This is a genomic window from Streptomyces sp. NPDC047072 (assembly GCF_040643855.1).
Lineage (GTDB): Bacteria > Actinomycetota > Actinomycetes > Streptomycetales > Streptomycetaceae > Streptomyces.
The window spans coordinates 1-16,630 of record NZ_JBEYVC010000221.1 but is presented as its reverse complement, the minus strand read 5'-3'; the positions used below and the strand labels follow the sequence as shown (position 1 = coordinate 16,630).

The window sequence follows — 16,630 nt, the reverse complement described above, 5'->3', positions numbered from 1 at the left end:
CCGGCCACGGCCGGCCCCCAGGGGGCTCATCGCTTCCGGGAGGACCGGGAGGAAAGGAATGACGACCATGCATGCGACAGGACCCGGCCGACCGAGACGAATACGCGTCCGGTCGGCCGTGCTCGCCCTGCTGACGGCGGCGACGCTCGGGCTCACGACCGGCGTGAGCCAGGCGCAGCAGACGACGGACACGGCCCTGCGCCCCGTCGGCAGGATCGATTCGGCGGACCAGCCGGCGACCGCGCCCCCCACCACCGGGACCAGCGCCTTCCGGGCGAAGTCCGGGGAGCGGTGCGAGCCCACCCGGGCCGGATCGAAGGAACGCCGGGCGGGCGCCGCCGAGGCCTGTGTGACCACGAGCACCGCCCCGGCCACGAGTACGACGGCCCAGCGGAGCCTCACCGCGGCCGCCGACGCCGCGAGCTGCTCCCTCATCAGCCCCGGCACCTACTCCTACGAGCGCTTCGGGTACTGCGTGACCGGAGTGAACGTCCTCTACATCCTGCGCGACAGCAACGGCAAGGAACTCGGACGCGGCACCCTGGCGATCTCGACCAGCGCGACCCTGCCCGCCGCGGGCACCACCTGGAACGAGCAGGTCACGGTGACGATGACCAGCGCGAGCGGCGAGGTCACCGCCCTCAACGCCAAGTTCCGGGCCGCCTGCGGAACCGGCTGTACGGCGACCAAGACCGCGCCCTGGTACGGCGGCGACCTGACCCTGGGCCAGTCGCTCACCGGCACCGTCTCGTACTCCTCCTCGCCCGCCGTGGGTGCCGTCGCGGAGTTCCTCACCTCGTACAAGGTGTACGTGACCTCGCCGGGCGCCACGGCCGTCGACCCGAACGCCTCGTGGGACAACCCGCGCAAGCTCCGCTGCGACAACGCGGTCGGGGGCACCTCGACGGCGGGCTGCGTCGTCCCCTCGGTCACGGCCGTCGTGCCGATGAGCACGCAGGGCTCCGACCAGGGCGGTGCGGTGGCGGCCTATCTGTGGGCCCAGCAGAAGCTCGCCGACCACTGGGGGCGCGACACGCTGCTGACCCGGGCGACGAGCGGTGCTGCCGACCGCACGAGCAGCACCTGTGGAAGCGGGTCGTCGAAACCGTTCGCGGACGCGACCGACCTCATCCCGACCGACACCTGTGCCCCCTTCCCCTTCGCGGAGACACGGGAAGGGGGAACGGACGGCGCCCGGTGCGCGGAGGTCATCCCCTACTACGGCAGCGGCGGATGGGTCATCTTCGAGCTGGGCGGCGGTTCGGGGCTGGACACCTCCAAGCCCTGCGCGCGCGCCCATGTCGCCGCCGCCGACAAGCAGTTCGCCGACGGCCAGCTCTCGGACGGCTTCCAGGGCCAACGGGTCATCGACGCCGAGCAGTTCAAGCTGGAGCTCACGGCGTCGCTGGACGGCTCGCACGCCGCCTGCCTGGGGGTCTCGCCGGAGGGGGCACGCCCGGCCGGGAACGGCTGGATCCTGAACACCACCGAACCGGTCGCCCACGTCAACAAGACCACCAGCCCGCAGGGCGCGGCCGGTCTCCGGGCCACCGGGGCGCAGGCCTGCCTGGGGAAGACCCCCGGGCCGGGCAGTGACGCCGGGGGAGACATCACCGGCTGGCAGGACGCGCAGCTCTTCGCCGTGGCGAACCAGCTCGACACCGCCGGACTCTCCCGGTGCCACCTGATCGCCAACATTCTCGGCGGGCGGATCTCGCAGAACCTCGTCCCCTGCTGGCAGTCGGGCATGAACACCGGTGCGGGAAGCATGTGGGAGTACGAGGAGCAGGTCCGCGACGAGGTGGCGGAGCAGTCGTTCGGAGAGGACGACGCGATCCTCTACGAGGTGACGCCCGACTACCTGGACGCCACCAGCACGATTCCGGTGGGAGTTACGATGAGCGCCACCATCGAGCGGGAGGACGGATCGACGGAGCAGCTGTTCGCCGACGTCTACGTCCCCAACACCCGGGGAACCACCGGGCTGTTCAACCTCGGTAACTGATCCACCCTGTTCGTGCCACCGGGAGCCGGAATGAGCTTCACCACCCCACCGCGGCCCTTGGACGTCACCGCGGTCTTCCCTCAACTGGCCCCGCTGGCACGCACGGCGACCCGGCTGCACCCCCGCCCCGGGTCGCCCACCGCGCAGGACAGCTCTGTCGGCGGGCCGCTGCTGTGGCCCGCCGACGAGCCGTGGCCGCACTGCGAAGGCCCGCATGTGCCGAGCCGACGGCCGGGTCTCTCACCGGACGACCTGCGGCTGCTGCGCCGCAACCGGGCCGCCGCGGCCGACCGGCGGCGCCGCGATCCGCAGGCGCCCGCCGCCACGCCCGAGGAACTGGCGACCGAGAGGCGGATCAAGACCGGCCGCCCCTGGCCCGAGGGCCCGGTCGCCCTGCTGCCCGTGGCCCAGCTGTACGTCCGCGACGTCCCCCTGCTGCGCCCGCCCGGGCAGTCGGAGGCCGATCTGCTCCAGGTCCTGTGGTGCCCCTTCAACCACCCGACACATCCCCGCACCTCGGTCTTCTGGCGGTCGGCCGCCACCGTCACCGACGTACTCGACACCCCGCCCGAGCCGCCCGTGCTCCAGTCCCGCGGCTACCTGCCGGAGCCGTGTCTCCTCGCACCGGAGCAGGTCACCGAGTACCCGGACGTCATGGAGCTGAGCGGGGACCTGCGGCAGCAGCTGGGGGACCCGAGCAGGTGGGAGGCGGCCGGAGCGGCGGTGGACAGCGCGTACGCGACGGCCCCGGAGGGGTTCTACCGGGAGAGGCTGTCCCACGCCCCCGGCTGGAAGGCCGGCGGCTGGACCCGCTGGGGCCTCACCGACCCCGTGCCCCGGCTCTGCCCCGCATGCGGCACCGAGGCGGACCCGCTGCTGACCATCGCCACCACGGAATGGAACGCCGGCAGCGACAGCTGGGCCCCCGAAGAAGAGCGGACCGACCCCACGCCGCTGCTCCCCGGCACTCCGCCGGCGAACTTCACCATGATCGACATCGCCGGGGGCTACGACCTGCAGCTTCACGTCTGCCCGAAGTCGCCGGACCACCCGCACATCGAGCTGGTCCAGTAGGACCAGTAAGACCCGTAAGAGGGGTCAGCGCTGCTCGGCCGCGCACTCCGCGCAGGTGCCGAAGATCTCCACGGTGTGGGCCACGTTGACGAAGCCGTGCTCTGCCGCGATCGCGTCGGCCCACTTCTCCACGGCCGGGCCCTCGACCTCGACCGCCTTGCCGCAGATGCGGCAGACCAGGTGGTGGTGATGGTCGCCGGTGGAGCAGCGACGGTAGACGGACTCGCCGTCGGAGGTGCGCAGGACGTCGACCTCGCCGGCGTCGGCGAGGGACTGGAGGGTGCGGTAGACCGTGGTCAGGCCGACCGAGTCGCCCTTGTGCTTGAGCATGTCGTGGAGCTCCTGCGCGCTGCGGAACTCGTCGACCTCGTCCAGGGCCGCCGCCACGGCTGCCCGCTGGCGGGTCGAGCGCCCCTTCACGGGCGGTCCAGCGGTCGTCACCGTTACCTCCTTCTGGTGGCGCGCTCCTGCGGCTCGCGCGCGCCACACACGTCTGCGCCTGCCGGGCCATTGTGCCAGCCCGGTCTGTGCGGAGTCAGACGCCGACCTTGCCGTCCGGCTCCCTGCTGGCCGGAATCACACACTCCGCGGGGTCGCCGGAGGGCTGCGCGGCCGCGGCGGCACGGGCGCGGCGACGGGCCAGCGGGGTCGCGAGCGCGGTCAGCACGATGAAGGCGCCGATGGTCAGCAACACGATCGTGGCACCGGGCGGGACGTCCTGGTAGTACGAGGTGACGGTGCCGCCGATGGTCACGCTCACACCGATCGCGACGGCGATCGCGAAGGTCGCCGCGAAGCTCCGGCTGAGCTGCTGGGCGGCGGCCACCGGGACCACCATCAGCGCGCTGACCAGCAGCAGGCCGACCACGCGCATCGCGACGGTCACCGTGACCGCGGCCGTGACCGCGGTGAGCAGGTTCAGCGCCCGCACCGGCAGCCCGGTGACCCGGGCGAACTCCTCGTCCTGGCTGACCGCGAAGAGCTGGCGGCGCAGCCCCAGGGTGACCAGCACCACGAAGGCGGCCAGCACACAGATCGCGGTCACGTCGGACTGGCTCACGGTCGAGAGCGAGCCGAAGAGGTACGAGGTGAGATTGGCGTTGGAGCCGCCGGGCGCGAGGTTGATGAACATCACGCCGCCGGCCATGCCGCCGTAGAAGAGCATCGCGAGGGCGATGTCGCCGCGGGTCCTGCCGTACCAGCGGATGAGTTCCATCAGTACCGCGCCGAGGACGGAGACCAGGGTCGCCATCCAGATCGGCGACCAGGACAGCAGGAAGCCGAGGCCGACGCCGGTCATCGCGACATGGCCGATGCCGTCGCCCATCAGGGCCTGGCGGCGCTGGACCAGGTAGATGCCGACGGCGGGGGCGGTGATGCCGACCAGGACGGCGGCGAGCAGGGCCCGCTGCATGAAGGCGTAGTCGAGGAAGTCCATCAGGTCAGCAGTCCTGTGCGCATCGGCTCGTGCTCGGGGGAGTGGGGGTGGACGTGGTCGTGGCCGGGAAGGGCGTGCTGACCGACCGCGCGGGGAGGCGGGCCGTCGTGCAGGACGCAGCCGTCGCGCAGGACGACCGCGCGGTCGATCAGCGGCTCCAGGGGGCCCAGTTCGTGCAGGACGAGCAGGACGGTGGCGCCCTCGGCGACCTGGTCGCGCAGAGTCCGAGCGAGCACCTCCTGGCTGGCGAGGTCCACGCCCGCCATCGGCTCGTCCATGATGAGCAGTTCGGGTTCGGCAGCGAGGGCGCGGGCGATCAGCACCCGCTGGTGCTGGCCGCCGGAGAGCGCGTTGACGGAGTCCTTCGCGCGGTCCGCCATGCCGACCAGCTCCAGGGCCCGCCGTACGGCCGCGTGGTCGGCCTTGCGCAGGACGCCGAAGCGGGCGCGTGAGAGCCGGCCGCTCGCGACGATCTCGGTGACCGTGGCCGGGACGCCGCCCGCGGCGGTGGTGCGCTGCGGGACGTAACCGACGCGCGCCCAGTCGCGGAAGCGGGCCCGCGGGATGCCGAAGAGCTCGATCTCCCCGGCCGACGCCGGGACTTGGCCGATGATCGCGCGGATCGCGGTCGACTTGCCGGAGCCGTTGGCGCCGAGCAGCGCGACGACCTCACCGCGCTCCACGGTGAGGTCGATGCCGCGCAGGACGGGGCGCGAGCCCAGGTCGGCGCGGACTCCGCGCAGCGCGATGACGGGCTCTGCCATGCCGTCCTCCGATGTCATTTCGCTCCCAGGGCGGCTTGCAGCGCCTTGAGGTTGGCTTCCTGGACCGCGAAGTAGTCCTTGCCGCGGGACTTGGCGGTGATGCCCTCGATCGGGTCGAGGACGTCCGTCTTCAGTCCGGCGTCGGAGGCGATCGTCTTCGCGGTCTTGTCGCTGACGAGCGTCTCGTAGAACACGGTCGTGACGCCGTCGGCCTTCGCCATCTTCTCAAGGTCCTTCACGCGCTCGGCGCTGGGCTCCGACTCCGGGTCGAGGCCGTTGATGGCCTCCTCGGTGAGGCCGTAGCGCTCGGCGAGGTAGCCGAAGGCGGCGTGGGTGGTGATGAAGACCTTGGTGTCGGTGTTCGCGAGGCCGGTCTTGAACTTGGTGTTCAGGTCGCCGAGCTTCTTCACCAGGGCCGCGGTGTTGGCCTTGTAGTCGGCCGCGTGGTCCGGGTCCGCCTTCTCGAAGGCCTTGCCGACGCCCTCGGCGACCTGGGAGTAGCGCACCGGGTCGAGCCAGATGTGGGGGTCGAGGCCTTCGAGTTCCTCGTTGGCGTGGTCGTCGTGCTCGGCCGCGTGGCCGCCGACCTCGTTGCCGTGCTTCTCCAGCTCGGTGAGCGCGGACGCGTCGATCTTCGTCTTGATCTCGGACTGGGCGACCGCGTCGTCGACGGAGGGCTGGAGGTTCTTGAGGTAGAGCACCGCGTCGGACTCCTGGAGCTGCGCGGTCTGCTTGGCGCTGATCTCCAGGTCGTGCGGCTCCTGGCCGGGCTCGGTCAGGCTGGTGACGTGCACGTGGTCCCCGCCGATCTGCTCGGCGAGGAAGGCCATCGGGTAGAAGGAGGCGACGACGTCGAACTTGTCGGTGTTGCCCGCGGCCGCGCTGTCGGTGGAGCAGGCGGAGAGGGCGGTGAGGGCGGCGCTCACGGCGACCATGGGTATGAGGCGTCGTCGTACGTTCATGACAGTCATTTTCATCAAATATGGAAACCGTTGTCAACAAACCTGCTGAGCGGAACCGATTTGATACCGGGGGTGGCCGCGCCGGTAACCTGAGGCATTCGCTGCCGTCCATCCGTCATGAAGAGAGCACCGTGGCCGCCGACAAGATCGACACCATCGTCAGCCTGAGCAAGCGCCGGGGCTTCGTTTTCCCCTGTAGTGAGATCTACGGCGGTCAGCGGGCCGCCTGGGACTACGGACCGCTGGGTGTCGAGCTCAAGGAGAACCTGAAGCGTCAGTGGTGGCGCTACATGGTGACGTCGCGCGAGGACGTGGTCGGTATCGACTCGTCCGTGATCCTGGCCCCCGAGGTCTGGGTCGCCTCCGGCCACGTGGCCACCTTCTCCGACCCGCTCACCGAGTGCACCTCCTGCCACAAGCGGTTCCGCGCGGACCACCTGGAGGAGGCGTACGAGGCCAAGCACCACCGCGCCCCGGAGAACGGCCTGGCGGACGTCAACTGCCCCAACTGCGGCAACAAGGGCCAGTTCACCGAGCCGAAGCAGTTCTCGGGTCTGCTCTCGACCCACCTCGGCCCGACCCAGGACACCGGCTCCATCGCCTACCTGCGTCCCGAGACCGCGCAGGGAATCTTCACCAACTTCGCCCAGGTGCAGACCACTTCGCGCCGCAAGCCGCCGTTCGGCATCGCGCAGATGGGCAAGTCCTTCCGCAACGAGATCACGCCCGGCAACTTCATCTTCCGCACCCGCGAGTTCGAGCAGATGGAGATGGAGTTCTTCGTCAAGCCGGGCGAGGACGAGAAGTGGCAGGAGTACTGGATGGAGCAGCGCTGGAACTGGTACACCGGCCTGGGCCTGCGCGAGGAGAACATGCGCTGGTACGAGCACCCGGCGGAGAAGCTCTCGCACTACTCCAAGCGCACCGCCGACATCGAGTACCGCTTCCAGTTCGGCGGCAACGAGTGGGGTGAGCTGGAGGGCGTCGCCAACCGCACCGACTACGACCTCGGCGCCCACTCCAAGGCCTCCGGCCAGGACCTCTCCTACTTCGACCAGGAGGCCGGCGAGCGCTGGACGCCGTACGTCATCGAGCCGGCGGCCGGTGTCGGGCGCGCGATGCTCGCCTTCCTGCTCGACGCGTACGTCGAGGACGAGGCGCCGAACGCCAAGGGCAAGCTGGAGAAGCGGACGGTGCTGCGCCTGGACCACCGGCTCGCGCCGGTGAAGGTCGCGGTGCTGCCGCTGTCCCGCAACCCCGAGCTGTCCCCGAAGGCGAAGGGTCTCGCGACGGCGCTGCGGCAGAACTGGAACATCGAGTTCGACGACGCGGGTGCGATCGGCCGCCGGTACCGGCGCCAGGACGAGATCGGTACGCCGTACTGCGTGACGGTCGACTTCGACACGCTTGAGGACAACGCGGTGACGGTTCGTGAGCGGGACTCGATGAAGCAGGAGCGGGTCTCCCTGGACCAGATCGAGGGCTACCTGGCGGGGCGGCTCGTCGGCTGCTAGGCCTGTTCGTTCTGCCGCCCACCCTGGTCGGCTGACAGATATTGAAATCTGTCAGTTGTCATGTCAGGGTGGGTGGCATGACGACGCGTACCCGAACCCTCGGAACCACCGGCCCCCAGGTCTTTGCCCTCGGCCTCGGCTGCATGGGCATGTCCGGCATGTACGGCGACTCGGACCGCGCCGAGTCGATCGCCACCATCCACGCCGCCCTCGACGCCGGCGTCACCCTGCTCGACACCGGCGACTTCTACGGCATGGGCCACAACGAACTGCTGATCGCCGAGGCCCTGCGCACCGCCCCGGCCGCCCTGCGGGAGAACGCGCTGCTCAGCGTGAAGTTCGGCGCCCACCGCGCCCCGGACGGCAGCTGGCTCGGCTACGACGCACGCCCCGCCGCCGTGAAGACCTGGGCCGCCTACTCCCTCCAGCGCCTCGGCGTCGACCACATCGACGTCTACCGCCCCGCCCGGCTCGACCCGAACGTGCCGATCGAGGAGACCGTCGGCGCCATCGCCGAACTGGTCGAGAAGGGCTACGTCCGCCACATCGGGCTCAGCGAGGTCGGCGCCGAGACCATCCGCCGGGCCGCCGCCACCGCCCCGATCGCCGACCTCCAGATCGAGTACGGGCTCATCTCCCGCGGCCCCGAGCGGGAGATCCTGCCCACCCTGCGCGAGCTGGGCATCGCCGTCACCGCGTACGGGGTGCTCTCGCGCGGGCTGATCTCCGGCCATCTCACGCCCGGGCAGGGCTTCGCCGCGAACGACTTCCGCGCCCACACCCCGCGCTTCCAGGGCGACAACCTCCGGCACAACCTCACGCTGGTCGAGTCCCTGCGCAAGGTCGCCGAGCAGAAGGGCGTGTCCGTCGCCCAGATCGCCATCGCCTGGGCGCTGTCGCAGGGTTCACGACACCAGACGGACATCGTGCCGCTGGTCGGCGCCCGCACCCGCGAGCGGCTCGGCGAGGCACTCGGCGCCCTGGACGTGACCCTGGACGCCTCCGACCTCGCCGCCATCGAGGCCGCCGTACCGGCCGACGCGGCGGCCGGCGAGCGCTACGCCCCCGCCCAGATGGCCATGCTCGACAGCGAACGCTGATCGCCGTGCCGGGTACCGTCTAGGCATGCCTCCGACCACCGAGATCCTGACCGCCGAGCGCATCCTCGAAGCCACCGAAGAGGTGCTGCGCCGCCACGGCCCCGCCAAGGCCACCGTGGTCGACGTGGCCCGCGCGCTCGGCGTCAGCCACGGCAGCGTCTACCGCCACTTCCGCACCAAGGCGGCCCTGCGGGAGGCGGTCACCAAGCGGTGGCTGGACCGGACGACGGGACTGCTGGCCCAGATCGCCGGGGCGGACCGGGACCCGGAGTCCCGGCTGCGGGAGTGGTTCACCGCTCTCTTCGAGGCCAAGCGCCGCAAGGCGGGTGACGATCCCGAGCTGTTCGCCACCTACCAGGTCCTGGTCGGGGAGAGCGTCGAGACGGTCACCGGGCACATCACCGATCTGACCGACCAGCTCGTCCGCGTCGTCCGGGCGGGCGCCGACTCGGGTGCCTTCACGGTCGCCGACCCGGCCACCACGGCCCGGGCCCTCTTCCAGGCCACCGCCGTCTTCCACGACCCCGGCTACGCCCGCGAGTGGGAACGGCCGGGCGTCGAAGAGGACCTCCAGGCACTCCTGGACCTGCTGATCGGAGGGCTGCGGACACCGCCGGGCACCGGGGCGGTACCGTCCGACTGACAGCACCCGCCCGAGAGAGAGCCGAGCGACCCGATGCCCCCGACCATCCGCAGGGCCGTGATCCCCGCCGCCGGACTCGGCTCGCGGCTGCTGCCGCTGACCAAGGCGACGCCGAAGGAGATGCTCCCGGTCGGCGACAAGCCGGTCATCGAGCACACCGTGCGCGAGCTGGTGGACTCCGGCATCACCGACATCACCATCGTCGTCTCCGGCGGCAAGTCCCTGATCCAGGACCACTTCCGCCCCAACCCCGCGCTGGTCGAGCAGCTCCGCGCGGACGGCAAGACCGCCTACGCGGACGCCGTCGAGGAGATCGCCGAGCTGGCCCGCCGCGGCCACATCACCTACCTGGACCAGAACGGCCCGTACGGCAACGGCACCCCCGTGCTGAACGCCGCCCGCTCCTTCGGCGACGAGCCCGTCCTCGTACTGTGGCCGGACGACGTGTTCGTGGCCGAGGTGCCGCGCGCCCAGCAGCTCATCCGCGCCTACGAGCAGACCGGCTGCCCGGTGCTGGCCCTGCTGCCGATGGACCCCATGGAATCCCAGCGCTACGGCGTCCCGGTCGTCAAGGAGGACCTCGGCGGCGGTACGTTGCGCATCACCGGCCTCGTCGAGAAGCCCGACCCGGCCGCCGCGCCCTCGTCGTACGCGGCGATCGGCGGCTATGTCATCACCCCGGGCATCGTCGACGAACTGCGCGAGCGCACCCGCCGCTGGTACGAGCACCAGACCGGCGAGATCTACCTGACCGACGCCATCAACGCCTACGCGGCCGGGCGCGCGGTGTACGGACAGGTCATCCAGGGCCGCTGGTACGACACCGGCAACCCGGCGGACTACCTGGTGGCCCAGATGGCCCACGCCCTGGCCCACCCCGAGTACGGCCCGCTCCTGCGCCGCCTGGTCGGCGAACTGGACACGCCCTAGCCGTCCTTGGGGTCCACCGTCGCCTGATGGGCCTCCGCCAGGTGCTCCTCGGCCTTCAGCCACGGCAGGAACTGCGCGCCCTTGCGCCAGCCGCAGGTCTCGCATCTGATCGTGCGTTGCGGGCCCTTGCGCAGCACTTGGACGACGTGCTCGCGCCCGTGCTGGTCCCAGCGGCTCACCTTGCTCGTGTTGGTCTGCAGCATGATGCCTCGCCTCCGACGAGGAGTGTGCTGCAAGACCAACATCAACAGCAGGACCTTCACCGCTAATTCGTGAAATCGTGAACCGACGTCAGCCGATGGTGCGCGGCAGCCGCAGGCTCAGCAGACCGGTCAGGACCACCCCGCCCAGCTGGACCAGCAGGGTCGTGATCAGGGCGTCCCGCATCCCCACGCCCGGGACGAGCGCCAGGAAGAGCGTGCCTAGGGTGGCCACACCGAGGGCCAGGGCGGACTGCTGGGTCGTGACCATCACACCGCTGCCCACACCGGCCCGGGCGGGCGGCACCTCGGACAGCACGAGCCGCATCACCACGGGCAGTTGGAGCGCCTGGCCCACCCCGGCGACCGCTCCGCCGGGCAGCAGGGCCACCAGGCCGAGGTCCGGCCAGGAGAAGCGGGCGGCCAGCACGATCAGGGTCAGGCCGACGCCCTGGATCACGGCGCCCGCGGTCACCACCCGGGTGCCGTAGCGGGCGATCAGCCGCGGTCCGGCGATCGACGTGAACAGGAACGTCACCGCCAGCGGGACCAGCGCGAGACCCGCCTGGACGGGCCCCAGGCGCGCGCCCTCCTGGAGGGCCACCGCGATCACGAACATGAAGCCGGCGAACCCCATCGAGAAGGGAAGCATCAGGACGAGGCCGCGGCGCAGCGACACCAGCGCGAACAGGCTCGGCGGGACAAGTGGGGTACGGCCCGCGCGGTCCGCCCGGCGCTCCACCGCGAAGAACGCCCCGGCGAGGAACGGGAACGCGGCCAGCGACAGCCAGGTCCACAGCGGCCAGCCCGCTGCCCGGCCCTCGGTCAGCGGGGCGAGGAGGGCGATGAGGGAGGCGGCCAGCAGGACCGTCCCGGGGCCGTCCACCGGCTCCGGGCGCGGCGAGCGGGTCTCCGGGACCGCGCGGGCCGCGAGGACCAGGCCGACGATCACGACCGGGACGTTCACCAGGAACACCGCGCGCCAGCCGGTGCCCCAGATGTCGGCGGCCACCAGGACCCCGCCGAGGATCTGGCCCGCCACCATGGACAGGCCGGCCGTGGCGCCGTAGAGCCCCATCGCCCTGGCCCGCCGGGGTCCCGCGGTGGCCGACTGGATGGTGGCGAGGACCTGCGGCAGCATCGCGGCGGACGCGGCGCCCTGGGCGACCCGGGCCGCGACCAGCGTCCAGGCGGTGGGCGCGAGCCCGCAGGCCAGCGAGGTCAGCCCGAAGGCCGCCATGCCGCCGAGGAAGAGCCGGCGGCGGCCGAAGAGGTCGCCGAGCCGGCCGCCGAGGACCAGGAGGACGGCGTACGCCAACCCGTAGCCGGCGACGACGAGTTCGAGGACCGACTCGCTGGCCGAGAGGTCGGTGGCGATGGTCGGCAGGGCGACGTTGACGATGAAGAAGTCGACGAGGGGGAGCGCGGCGGCGAGCAGGACGGTGAACAGTCCGAGGCCGCCCAGCTCGGGCGGTGCGCCGGTGGCGGCGCGGAGGGGGCGTGGAGTGGTCGTTTCGGTCACGCTGTCGAGCGTGCTCCCGCGCTCAGCCGGGTACCAGAGTCTTCTTATCCTGGTAGCAGAACCACCTGGAAACAGGCTCCGGGTGCGGGCAGGCTGGAGGCATGAGCATCATGGCCGAGGACACCGCCGTACCGGCTCGGGAAGCCGCCCCGCCCAGGACCGCGTCGGCGATCCGGCGCCACGAACTCGCAGCCTTCCTGCGCCACCGCCGAGAGCACATCACACCCGAGCGGGTCGGCCTGCCCCGCGGCACCCGGCGGCGCACCCCGGGCCTGCGCCGGGAGGAGGTCGCCCAGCTCTCCGCGGTCGGCGTCACCTGGTACACCTGGCTGGAGCAGGGCCGCGACATCCAGGTCTCCGTGCAGGTCCTGGACGCTCTCGCGCGCACGCTGCTGCTGGACCCCATCGAGCGGACCCACCTCTTCCGGCTCGCCGGCGCGGTGGACCCGGCGCCCGCCACGACCTGCCCGTCGATCACGCCGGGCGTGCGGCAGGTGCTCGACCGGATGGAGTCGATCCCGGCCTGCGTGCAGAACAGCCGGTACGACATCCTCGCCCACAACCGCACCTACGGGCTGCTCCTGTGCGACCTGGACGCGGTACCGCCCGAGGACCGCAACGCCATGCTGCTCTCCTACACCCACGACGAGTGGCGCTCCTCGATCGTGCACCTGGAGGAGGTGCACCGGCTGATGGCGGCCCGCTTCCGCGCGAGCATGGCCGGGCACCTCTCCGAGCCCGCCTGGAAGGCCCTCCTCAAGCGCCTGCGCACGGAGTCCGCGGAGTTCCGCGAGGTCTGGGACCGCCACGAGGTCGGGGCGTCCCGCCCGCGCCGCAAGGAGTTCCTGAACCGCTACGTCGGCCGGGTCGTCGTCGACCACACCGACCTGTGGCTGGGCCCCGAGCAGGGCCCCCGCCTGGTGACCTACACACCGGCGGACGACGAGTCCCGGCTCCGCCTGGAGAAGCTGCACGCGATCGCGCTGGAACGGTCCTGACCTCGCCGTACGCGATGGTCTACCACCAGGCGGAGCACTTGGCCTTGGGCGCCGTGACCAGCGAGCCGCAGACGCGGAACTGGTAGTCGGGGTCGGTGCTGGTCCGCCGGAAGGGGGTGGTCAGGCTCTGCCCCGCGGACCGGACGGTGAAGGGACCGCACTGCAGCCAGGGGGACACGGCGTCGTCGTTGTCCCAGCCGGTCGCCTTCCAGTCCATCCAGACCTTGTCGCCGGGCCTGGTCTCGCCCTGAATCTTGCCGAAGCCGATCTGCATGCCGGCGTAGTTGCCCTTCTCGAGCGTGAAGTGCACGTTGCCGGTCCAGAACTCCCGGGGCTTCTTGTAGTCGCCCTCGGCGTTGTCCGGGTGGTCCTTGAAGCCGCGTTTGCCGCCCTCGCAGGCGGCGGCGGTGGCCGCGGCGGGCTGCGGGGGCTGGGCGAGGACGACGCCGGTGGCGACCGTGCACAGTGCCGCGGCCGTGGCGAGTGCGGAACGGGACAAGCGCATGAGAGTCGTCTCTTCCTGTCGGTGGAAGGGACCCCGGGATCCGGCCGGGGTCCGGCGGACGACTCGAACTTAGGAAGAGGGGGAAACCGGCGGTACCTGACGATTGTCAGGGTGGCCGTGGGCCGCTCAGCGGGCCGCTCAGCGGGCCGCGACCTCCGCCGCCTCGCGGACCTCCGCCGACTTGAGGCGGTCGGCGGTTCGTTCGGCGGTTCGGTGGGCCCAGGTCCCGCTGGTCACCGCACCGAGCACCAGCACGGCGAGCCCGCACCCGGCGATGATCCACCACCCGGGCACGGCCGCGTCCACGAACGTCTCGCGGTACGACGACGAGACCACGCCGGACGCCAGCACCGCCCCGATCACCGCGACCCCGAGGGTCTGCCCCAGCTGCCGGCTCGTCGACGCGACCGCCGCCGCCACCCCGGCCTGCGCCCGCGGCATCCCCGACACCGCCGTGTTCGTGATCGGCGCGTTCACGAACCCGAACCCGATCCCGAACACCAGATACCCGAGGAACAGCGTCACATTGGACGTCTCCGCCTCGAACGCCGCGAACAGCACCGCGCTCACCGTCATCGCGCACCCGGCGATCACCAACGACAGCCGCGGCCCCCGGTTCCCGACCAGCCGCCCGGACAACGGCGCGCACAGGAACGTCGGCACGGCCATCGGCAGCATCCACAGCCCCGCGTGCAGCGCGTCCAGCCCTCGTACGTTCTGCAGGTACAGCGTCGACAGGAACAGGAACCCGCCCAGCGCGGCGAACGCGCTGATCGCGATCACCGTCGCCCCGCTGAACGGCACCGACCGGAAGAACCGCAGATCGATGAGGGGTTCGGCGCGCCGGGGCTCGTAGGCGAGCAGCCCGGCGAGTGCCACGGCCGCGACGACGCCGTAGGGGAGGACCGAGGCGAACCCGGCGTTCGGCGCCTCGATGATCGCGTACGTCAGGGAGCCGAACAGCGCGATCACCAGGACCTGGCCGACCGGGTCCGGGCGGCGGCCCTTCGGCGCGCGGGACTCGGGCACGAAGCGCAGGGTCAGCAGGAGGGCCGCGAGGCCGACCGGCAGGTTGACCCAGAAGATCGAGCGCCAGCCGATCGAGTCCACGAGGAGGCCGCCGACCAGTGGGCCGAGGGCCATGGAGATGCCGACGACCGCGCCCCACACGCCGATCGCGCGGGCGCGCTCGCGGGGGTCGGTGAAGGTGTTGGTGATGATCGACATCGCGACCGGGTTGAGCATCGAGCCGCCGACGGCCTGCACCATGCGGAAGGCGATGAGCGCGTCGAGGTTCGGGGCGGCGGAGCAGAGCGCCGAGCCGATCGTGAAGACGATCAGGCCCGCGATGAAGACCCGCTTGCGGCCGATCCGGTCGGCGGTGGAGCCGGCCAGCATCAGCAGCGAGGCGAGCACCAGCGTGTACGCGTCGATCGTCCACTGCAGGCCCGCCGTGCTCGCGTCCAGGTCGCGTTGCATCGCGGGCAGGGCGACGTTGAGGGCGGTGGTGTCGAGGCTCACGATGAGCAGGCTCATGCAGCAGATCGCGAGGACCAGCATCCGCCGGCGTTGGCTGAGCTCGGGCATGGGGTCCATCGTACGCCGACTTCAATAGTGCGTCTAACTAATGGTTGATGCATGATCTTGGGAGTGGGGGTGTCGGGCCATGCGTGACAATGGGGGAATGTCCACGACCGTCTCGCCCCTTCAGATCGGGCCGCACACCGTTCAGCCGCCCGTCGTTCTCGCGCCCATGGCCGGGATCACCAACGCGCCCTTCCGTACGCTGTGCAGGACCTTCGCCGGAGGCGAATCAAAGGATGGGGCCAGTGGCGGGAAGGGGCTGTTCGTCAGCGAGATGATCACCACTCGGGCGCTGGTCGAGCGCAACGAGAAGACCATGCAGTTGATCCATTTCGACGCGTCGGAGAAGCCGCGGTCGATCCAGCTGTACGGCGTCGATCCGGCCACCGTCGGCAAAGCCGTCCGCATGATCGCGGAGGAGGGGCTGGCCGATCACATCGACCTCAACTTCGGGTGCCCGGTGCCGAAGGTGACGCGGCGGGGTGGGGGATCGGCGCTGCCGTTCAAGCGGCACCTGTTGCGGGCGATTCTGCGGGAGGCGGTGGCCGGGGCGGGGGAGCTGCCGGTGACGATGAAGATGCGCAAGGGGATCGACGACGATCACATCACGTACCTCGACGCGGGGCGGATCGCGGTCGAGGAGGGGGTTACGTCGATCGCGCTGCATGGTCGTACTGCCGCTCAGCACTACGGGGGTACCGCCGACTGGGCGGCCATCGCTCGGTTGAAGGAGCATGTGCCGGAGATTCCCGTGCTGGGGAACGGGGACATCTGGTCGGCGTCGGACGCGCTGCGGATGGTGCGGGAGACCGGGTGTGACGGGGTGGTTGTGGGGCGGGGGTGTCTGGGGCGGCCGTGGTTGTTCGCGGATCTTGTGGCGGCGTTCGAGGGGCGTACGGAGGATATTGCGCGGCCGTCTCTTCGTGAGGTCGCTGATGTCATGGTCCGGCATGCGACGCTTCTCGGTGAGTGGATCGGGGACGAGGCGCGGGGGGTCATCGACTTCCGTAAGCATGTGGCCTGGTACCTGAAGGGGTTTGCTGTCGGTTCCGAGATGCGTAAGCGGCTGGCGATCACGTCGTCGCTGGAGGAACTGCGGTCGGGGCTGGACGAGTTGGACCTGGGCCAGCCGTGGCCGGTCGGTGCGGATGGGCCTCGTGGGCGGACGTCCGGGAACAACAGGGTGGTTCTTCCGGATGGTTGGCTGAAGGATCCGTACGACTGTGCGGGCGTCGGGGAGGATGCGGAGTTGGACACGTCCGGGGGCTGAGTCGTTTGTCTGCGGGTTCGGTGGGGGCGGGCGTTTTGCGCAGTTCCCCGCGCCCCTAAAGACGCGCCTACGGTTAGGTGGGGGGGGGGGGGCGGGGGGTGAAAACCACGGACCCCCATGC

16 protein-coding genes are annotated in these 16,630 nt (G+C 71.0%); 8 read left to right on the top strand and 8 right to left on the bottom strand.

The window, feature by feature from the left end:
- Positions 1 to 67 precede the first annotated feature (67 nt).
- Both ABZ896_RS47515 and ABZ896_RS47510 read left to right on the top strand, forming a co-directional pair.
- A complete protein-coding gene (locus tag ABZ896_RS47515) occupies positions 68 to 2,005 on the top strand; it encodes a DNA/RNA non-specific endonuclease (RefSeq protein ID WP_360943848.1) in 1,938 nt (645 codons plus the stop codon).
- A 30-nt stretch (positions 2,006 to 2,035) separates the two neighbouring features.
- Positions 2,036 to 3,079 carry a hypothetical protein gene (locus tag ABZ896_RS47510; protein ID WP_360943845.1) on the top strand — a complete coding sequence of 348 codons (1,044 nt, stop codon included), beginning with the start codon at positions 2,036 to 2,038 and terminating at the stop codon, positions 3,077 to 3,079.
- Positions 3,080 to 3,103: 24 nt separating this feature from the next.
- On the opposite strand, the gene ABZ896_RS47505 is transcribed toward ABZ896_RS47510, so the two are convergent.
- From ABZ896_RS47505 to ABZ896_RS47490, 4 genes are all read right to left on the bottom strand, one after another.
- Positions 3,104 to 3,520: a transcriptional repressor gene (locus tag ABZ896_RS47505; RefSeq protein WP_360943842.1), complete on the bottom strand. Its 417-nt coding sequence runs from the start codon at positions 3,518 to 3,520 to the stop codon at positions 3,104 to 3,106.
- Between the two features lie 94 nt (positions 3,521 to 3,614).
- Positions 3,615 to 4,517 carry a metal ABC transporter permease gene (locus ABZ896_RS47500; protein ID WP_360943839.1) on the bottom strand — a complete coding sequence of 301 codons (903 nt, stop codon included), beginning with the start codon at positions 4,515 to 4,517 and terminating at the stop codon, positions 3,615 to 3,617.
- Positions 4,517 to 5,281, bottom strand: a complete 765-nt coding sequence (locus ABZ896_RS47495; protein ID WP_360943836.1) for a metal ABC transporter ATP-binding protein — start codon at positions 5,279 to 5,281, stop codon at positions 4,517 to 4,519. The genes ABZ896_RS47500 and ABZ896_RS47495 overlap by 1 nt, the downstream gene beginning before the upstream one ends.
- Positions 5,282 to 5,295: 14 nt before the next feature.
- A complete protein-coding gene (locus ABZ896_RS47490) occupies positions 5,296 to 6,243 on the bottom strand; it encodes a metal ABC transporter substrate-binding protein (protein WP_360943833.1) in 948 nt (315 codons plus the stop codon).
- Positions 6,244 to 6,374: 131 nt separating this feature from the next.
- Here ABZ896_RS47490 and ABZ896_RS47485 point away from each other — a divergent pair, with 131 nt between their 5' ends.
- The 4 genes from ABZ896_RS47485 to ABZ896_RS47470 all read left to right on the top strand — a co-directional run bounded on the left by ABZ896_RS47485 (position 6,375) and on the right by ABZ896_RS47470 (position 10,430).
- Complete coding sequence (locus ABZ896_RS47485; RefSeq protein ID WP_360943830.1) at positions 6,375 to 7,757, top strand: glycine--tRNA ligase; 1,383 nt, start codon at positions 6,375 to 6,377, stop codon at positions 7,755 to 7,757.
- A gap of 77 nt (positions 7,758 to 7,834) precedes the next feature.
- A complete protein-coding gene (locus ABZ896_RS47480; protein WP_360943827.1) occupies positions 7,835 to 8,857 on the top strand; it encodes an aldo/keto reductase in 1,023 nt (340 codons plus the stop codon).
- Between the two features lie 25 nt (positions 8,858 to 8,882).
- The gene (locus tag ABZ896_RS47475) at positions 8,883 to 9,500 is read left to right on the top strand and encodes a TetR family transcriptional regulator (protein WP_360943824.1); all 618 of its coding nucleotides are present in this window, start codon (positions 8,883 to 8,885) and stop codon (positions 9,498 to 9,500) included.
- Between the two features lie 33 nt (positions 9,501 to 9,533).
- Complete coding sequence (locus ABZ896_RS47470; protein WP_360943821.1) at positions 9,534 to 10,430, top strand: sugar phosphate nucleotidyltransferase; 897 nt, start codon at positions 9,534 to 9,536, stop codon at positions 10,428 to 10,430.
- On the opposite strand, the gene ABZ896_RS47465 is transcribed toward ABZ896_RS47470, so the two are convergent.
- Both ABZ896_RS47465 and ABZ896_RS47460 read right to left on the bottom strand, forming a co-directional pair.
- Positions 10,427 to 10,633 (bottom strand): hypothetical protein, encoded by a 207-nt coding sequence (locus ABZ896_RS47465; RefSeq protein WP_360943818.1) that lies wholly within the window; start codon positions 10,631 to 10,633, stop codon positions 10,427 to 10,429. The genes ABZ896_RS47470 and ABZ896_RS47465 overlap by 4 nt on opposite strands.
- 88 nt (positions 10,634 to 10,721) lie before the next feature.
- Positions 10,722 to 12,152 carry an MFS transporter gene (locus ABZ896_RS47460; protein ID WP_360943815.1) on the bottom strand — a complete coding sequence of 477 codons (1,431 nt, stop codon included), beginning with the start codon at positions 12,150 to 12,152 and terminating at the stop codon, positions 10,722 to 10,724.
- Between the two features lie 101 nt (positions 12,153 to 12,253).
- On the opposite strand from ABZ896_RS47460, the gene ABZ896_RS47455 reads away from it, so the two are divergent.
- On the top strand, positions 12,254 to 13,150 hold the full coding sequence (locus ABZ896_RS47455) for a helix-turn-helix transcriptional regulator (protein WP_360943812.1): 897 nt from the start codon (positions 12,254 to 12,256) through the stop codon (positions 13,148 to 13,150).
- A 19-nt stretch (positions 13,151 to 13,169) separates the two neighbouring features.
- On the opposite strand, the gene ABZ896_RS47450 is transcribed toward ABZ896_RS47455, so the two are convergent.
- Positions 13,170 to 13,655, bottom strand: coding sequence for a hypothetical protein (locus ABZ896_RS47450; protein WP_360943809.1), 486 nt, complete (start codon positions 13,653 to 13,655; stop codon positions 13,170 to 13,172).
- Between the two features lie 138 nt (positions 13,656 to 13,793).
- Positions 13,794 to 15,242, bottom strand: a complete 1,449-nt coding sequence (locus ABZ896_RS47445; RefSeq protein WP_360943806.1) for an MFS transporter — start codon at positions 15,240 to 15,242, stop codon at positions 13,794 to 13,796.
- A gap of 97 nt (positions 15,243 to 15,339) precedes the next feature.
- Here ABZ896_RS47445 and dusB point away from each other — a divergent pair, with 97 nt between their 5' ends.
- The gene (gene dusB, locus ABZ896_RS47440) at positions 15,340 to 16,509 is read left to right on the top strand and encodes a tRNA dihydrouridine synthase DusB (protein ID WP_360943803.1); all 1,170 of its coding nucleotides are present in this window, start codon (positions 15,340 to 15,342) and stop codon (positions 16,507 to 16,509) included.
- Positions 16,510 to 16,630: the final 121 nt, after the last annotated feature.

Excerpts from the sequence above, each read along its gene's own strand:
- ABZ896_RS47515 (WP_360943848.1), top strand. The coding sequence starts at position 68 with ATGCATGCGACAGGACCCGGCCGACCGAGACGAATACGCGTCCGGTCG.
- ABZ896_RS47510 (WP_360943845.1), top strand. The coding sequence starts at position 2,036 with ATGAGCTTCACCACCCCACCGCGGCCCTTGGACGTCACCGCGGTCTTC.
- ABZ896_RS47500 (WP_360943839.1), bottom strand. The coding sequence starts at position 4,517 with ATGGACTTCCTCGACTACGCCTTCATGCAGCGGGCCCTGCTCGCCGCC.
- ABZ896_RS47495 (WP_360943836.1), bottom strand. The coding sequence starts at position 5,281 with ATGGCAGAGCCCGTCATCGCGCTGCGCGGAGTCCGCGCCGACCTGGGC.
- ABZ896_RS47490 (WP_360943833.1), bottom strand. The coding sequence starts at position 6,243 with ATGAACGTACGACGACGCCTCATACCCATGGTCGCCGTGAGCGCCGCC.
- ABZ896_RS47480 (WP_360943827.1), top strand. The coding sequence starts at position 7,835 with ATGACGACGCGTACCCGAACCCTCGGAACCACCGGCCCCCAGGTCTTT.
- ABZ896_RS47475 (WP_360943824.1), top strand. The coding sequence starts at position 8,883 with ATGCCTCCGACCACCGAGATCCTGACCGCCGAGCGCATCCTCGAAGCC.
- ABZ896_RS47470 (WP_360943821.1), top strand. The coding sequence starts at position 9,534 with ATGCCCCCGACCATCCGCAGGGCCGTGATCCCCGCCGCCGGACTCGGC.
- ABZ896_RS47465 (WP_360943818.1), bottom strand. The coding sequence starts at position 10,633 with ATGCTGCAGACCAACACGAGCAAGGTGAGCCGCTGGGACCAGCACGGG.
- ABZ896_RS47455 (WP_360943812.1), top strand. The coding sequence starts at position 12,254 with ATGAGCATCATGGCCGAGGACACCGCCGTACCGGCTCGGGAAGCCGCC.
- ABZ896_RS47450 (WP_360943809.1), bottom strand. The coding sequence starts at position 13,655 with ATGCGCTTGTCCCGTTCCGCACTCGCCACGGCCGCGGCACTGTGCACG.
- ABZ896_RS47445 (WP_360943806.1), bottom strand. The coding sequence starts at position 15,242 with ATGCCCGAGCTCAGCCAACGCCGGCGGATGCTGGTCCTCGCGATCTGC.
- dusB (WP_360943803.1), top strand. The coding sequence starts at position 15,340 with ATGTCCACGACCGTCTCGCCCCTTCAGATCGGGCCGCACACCGTTCAG.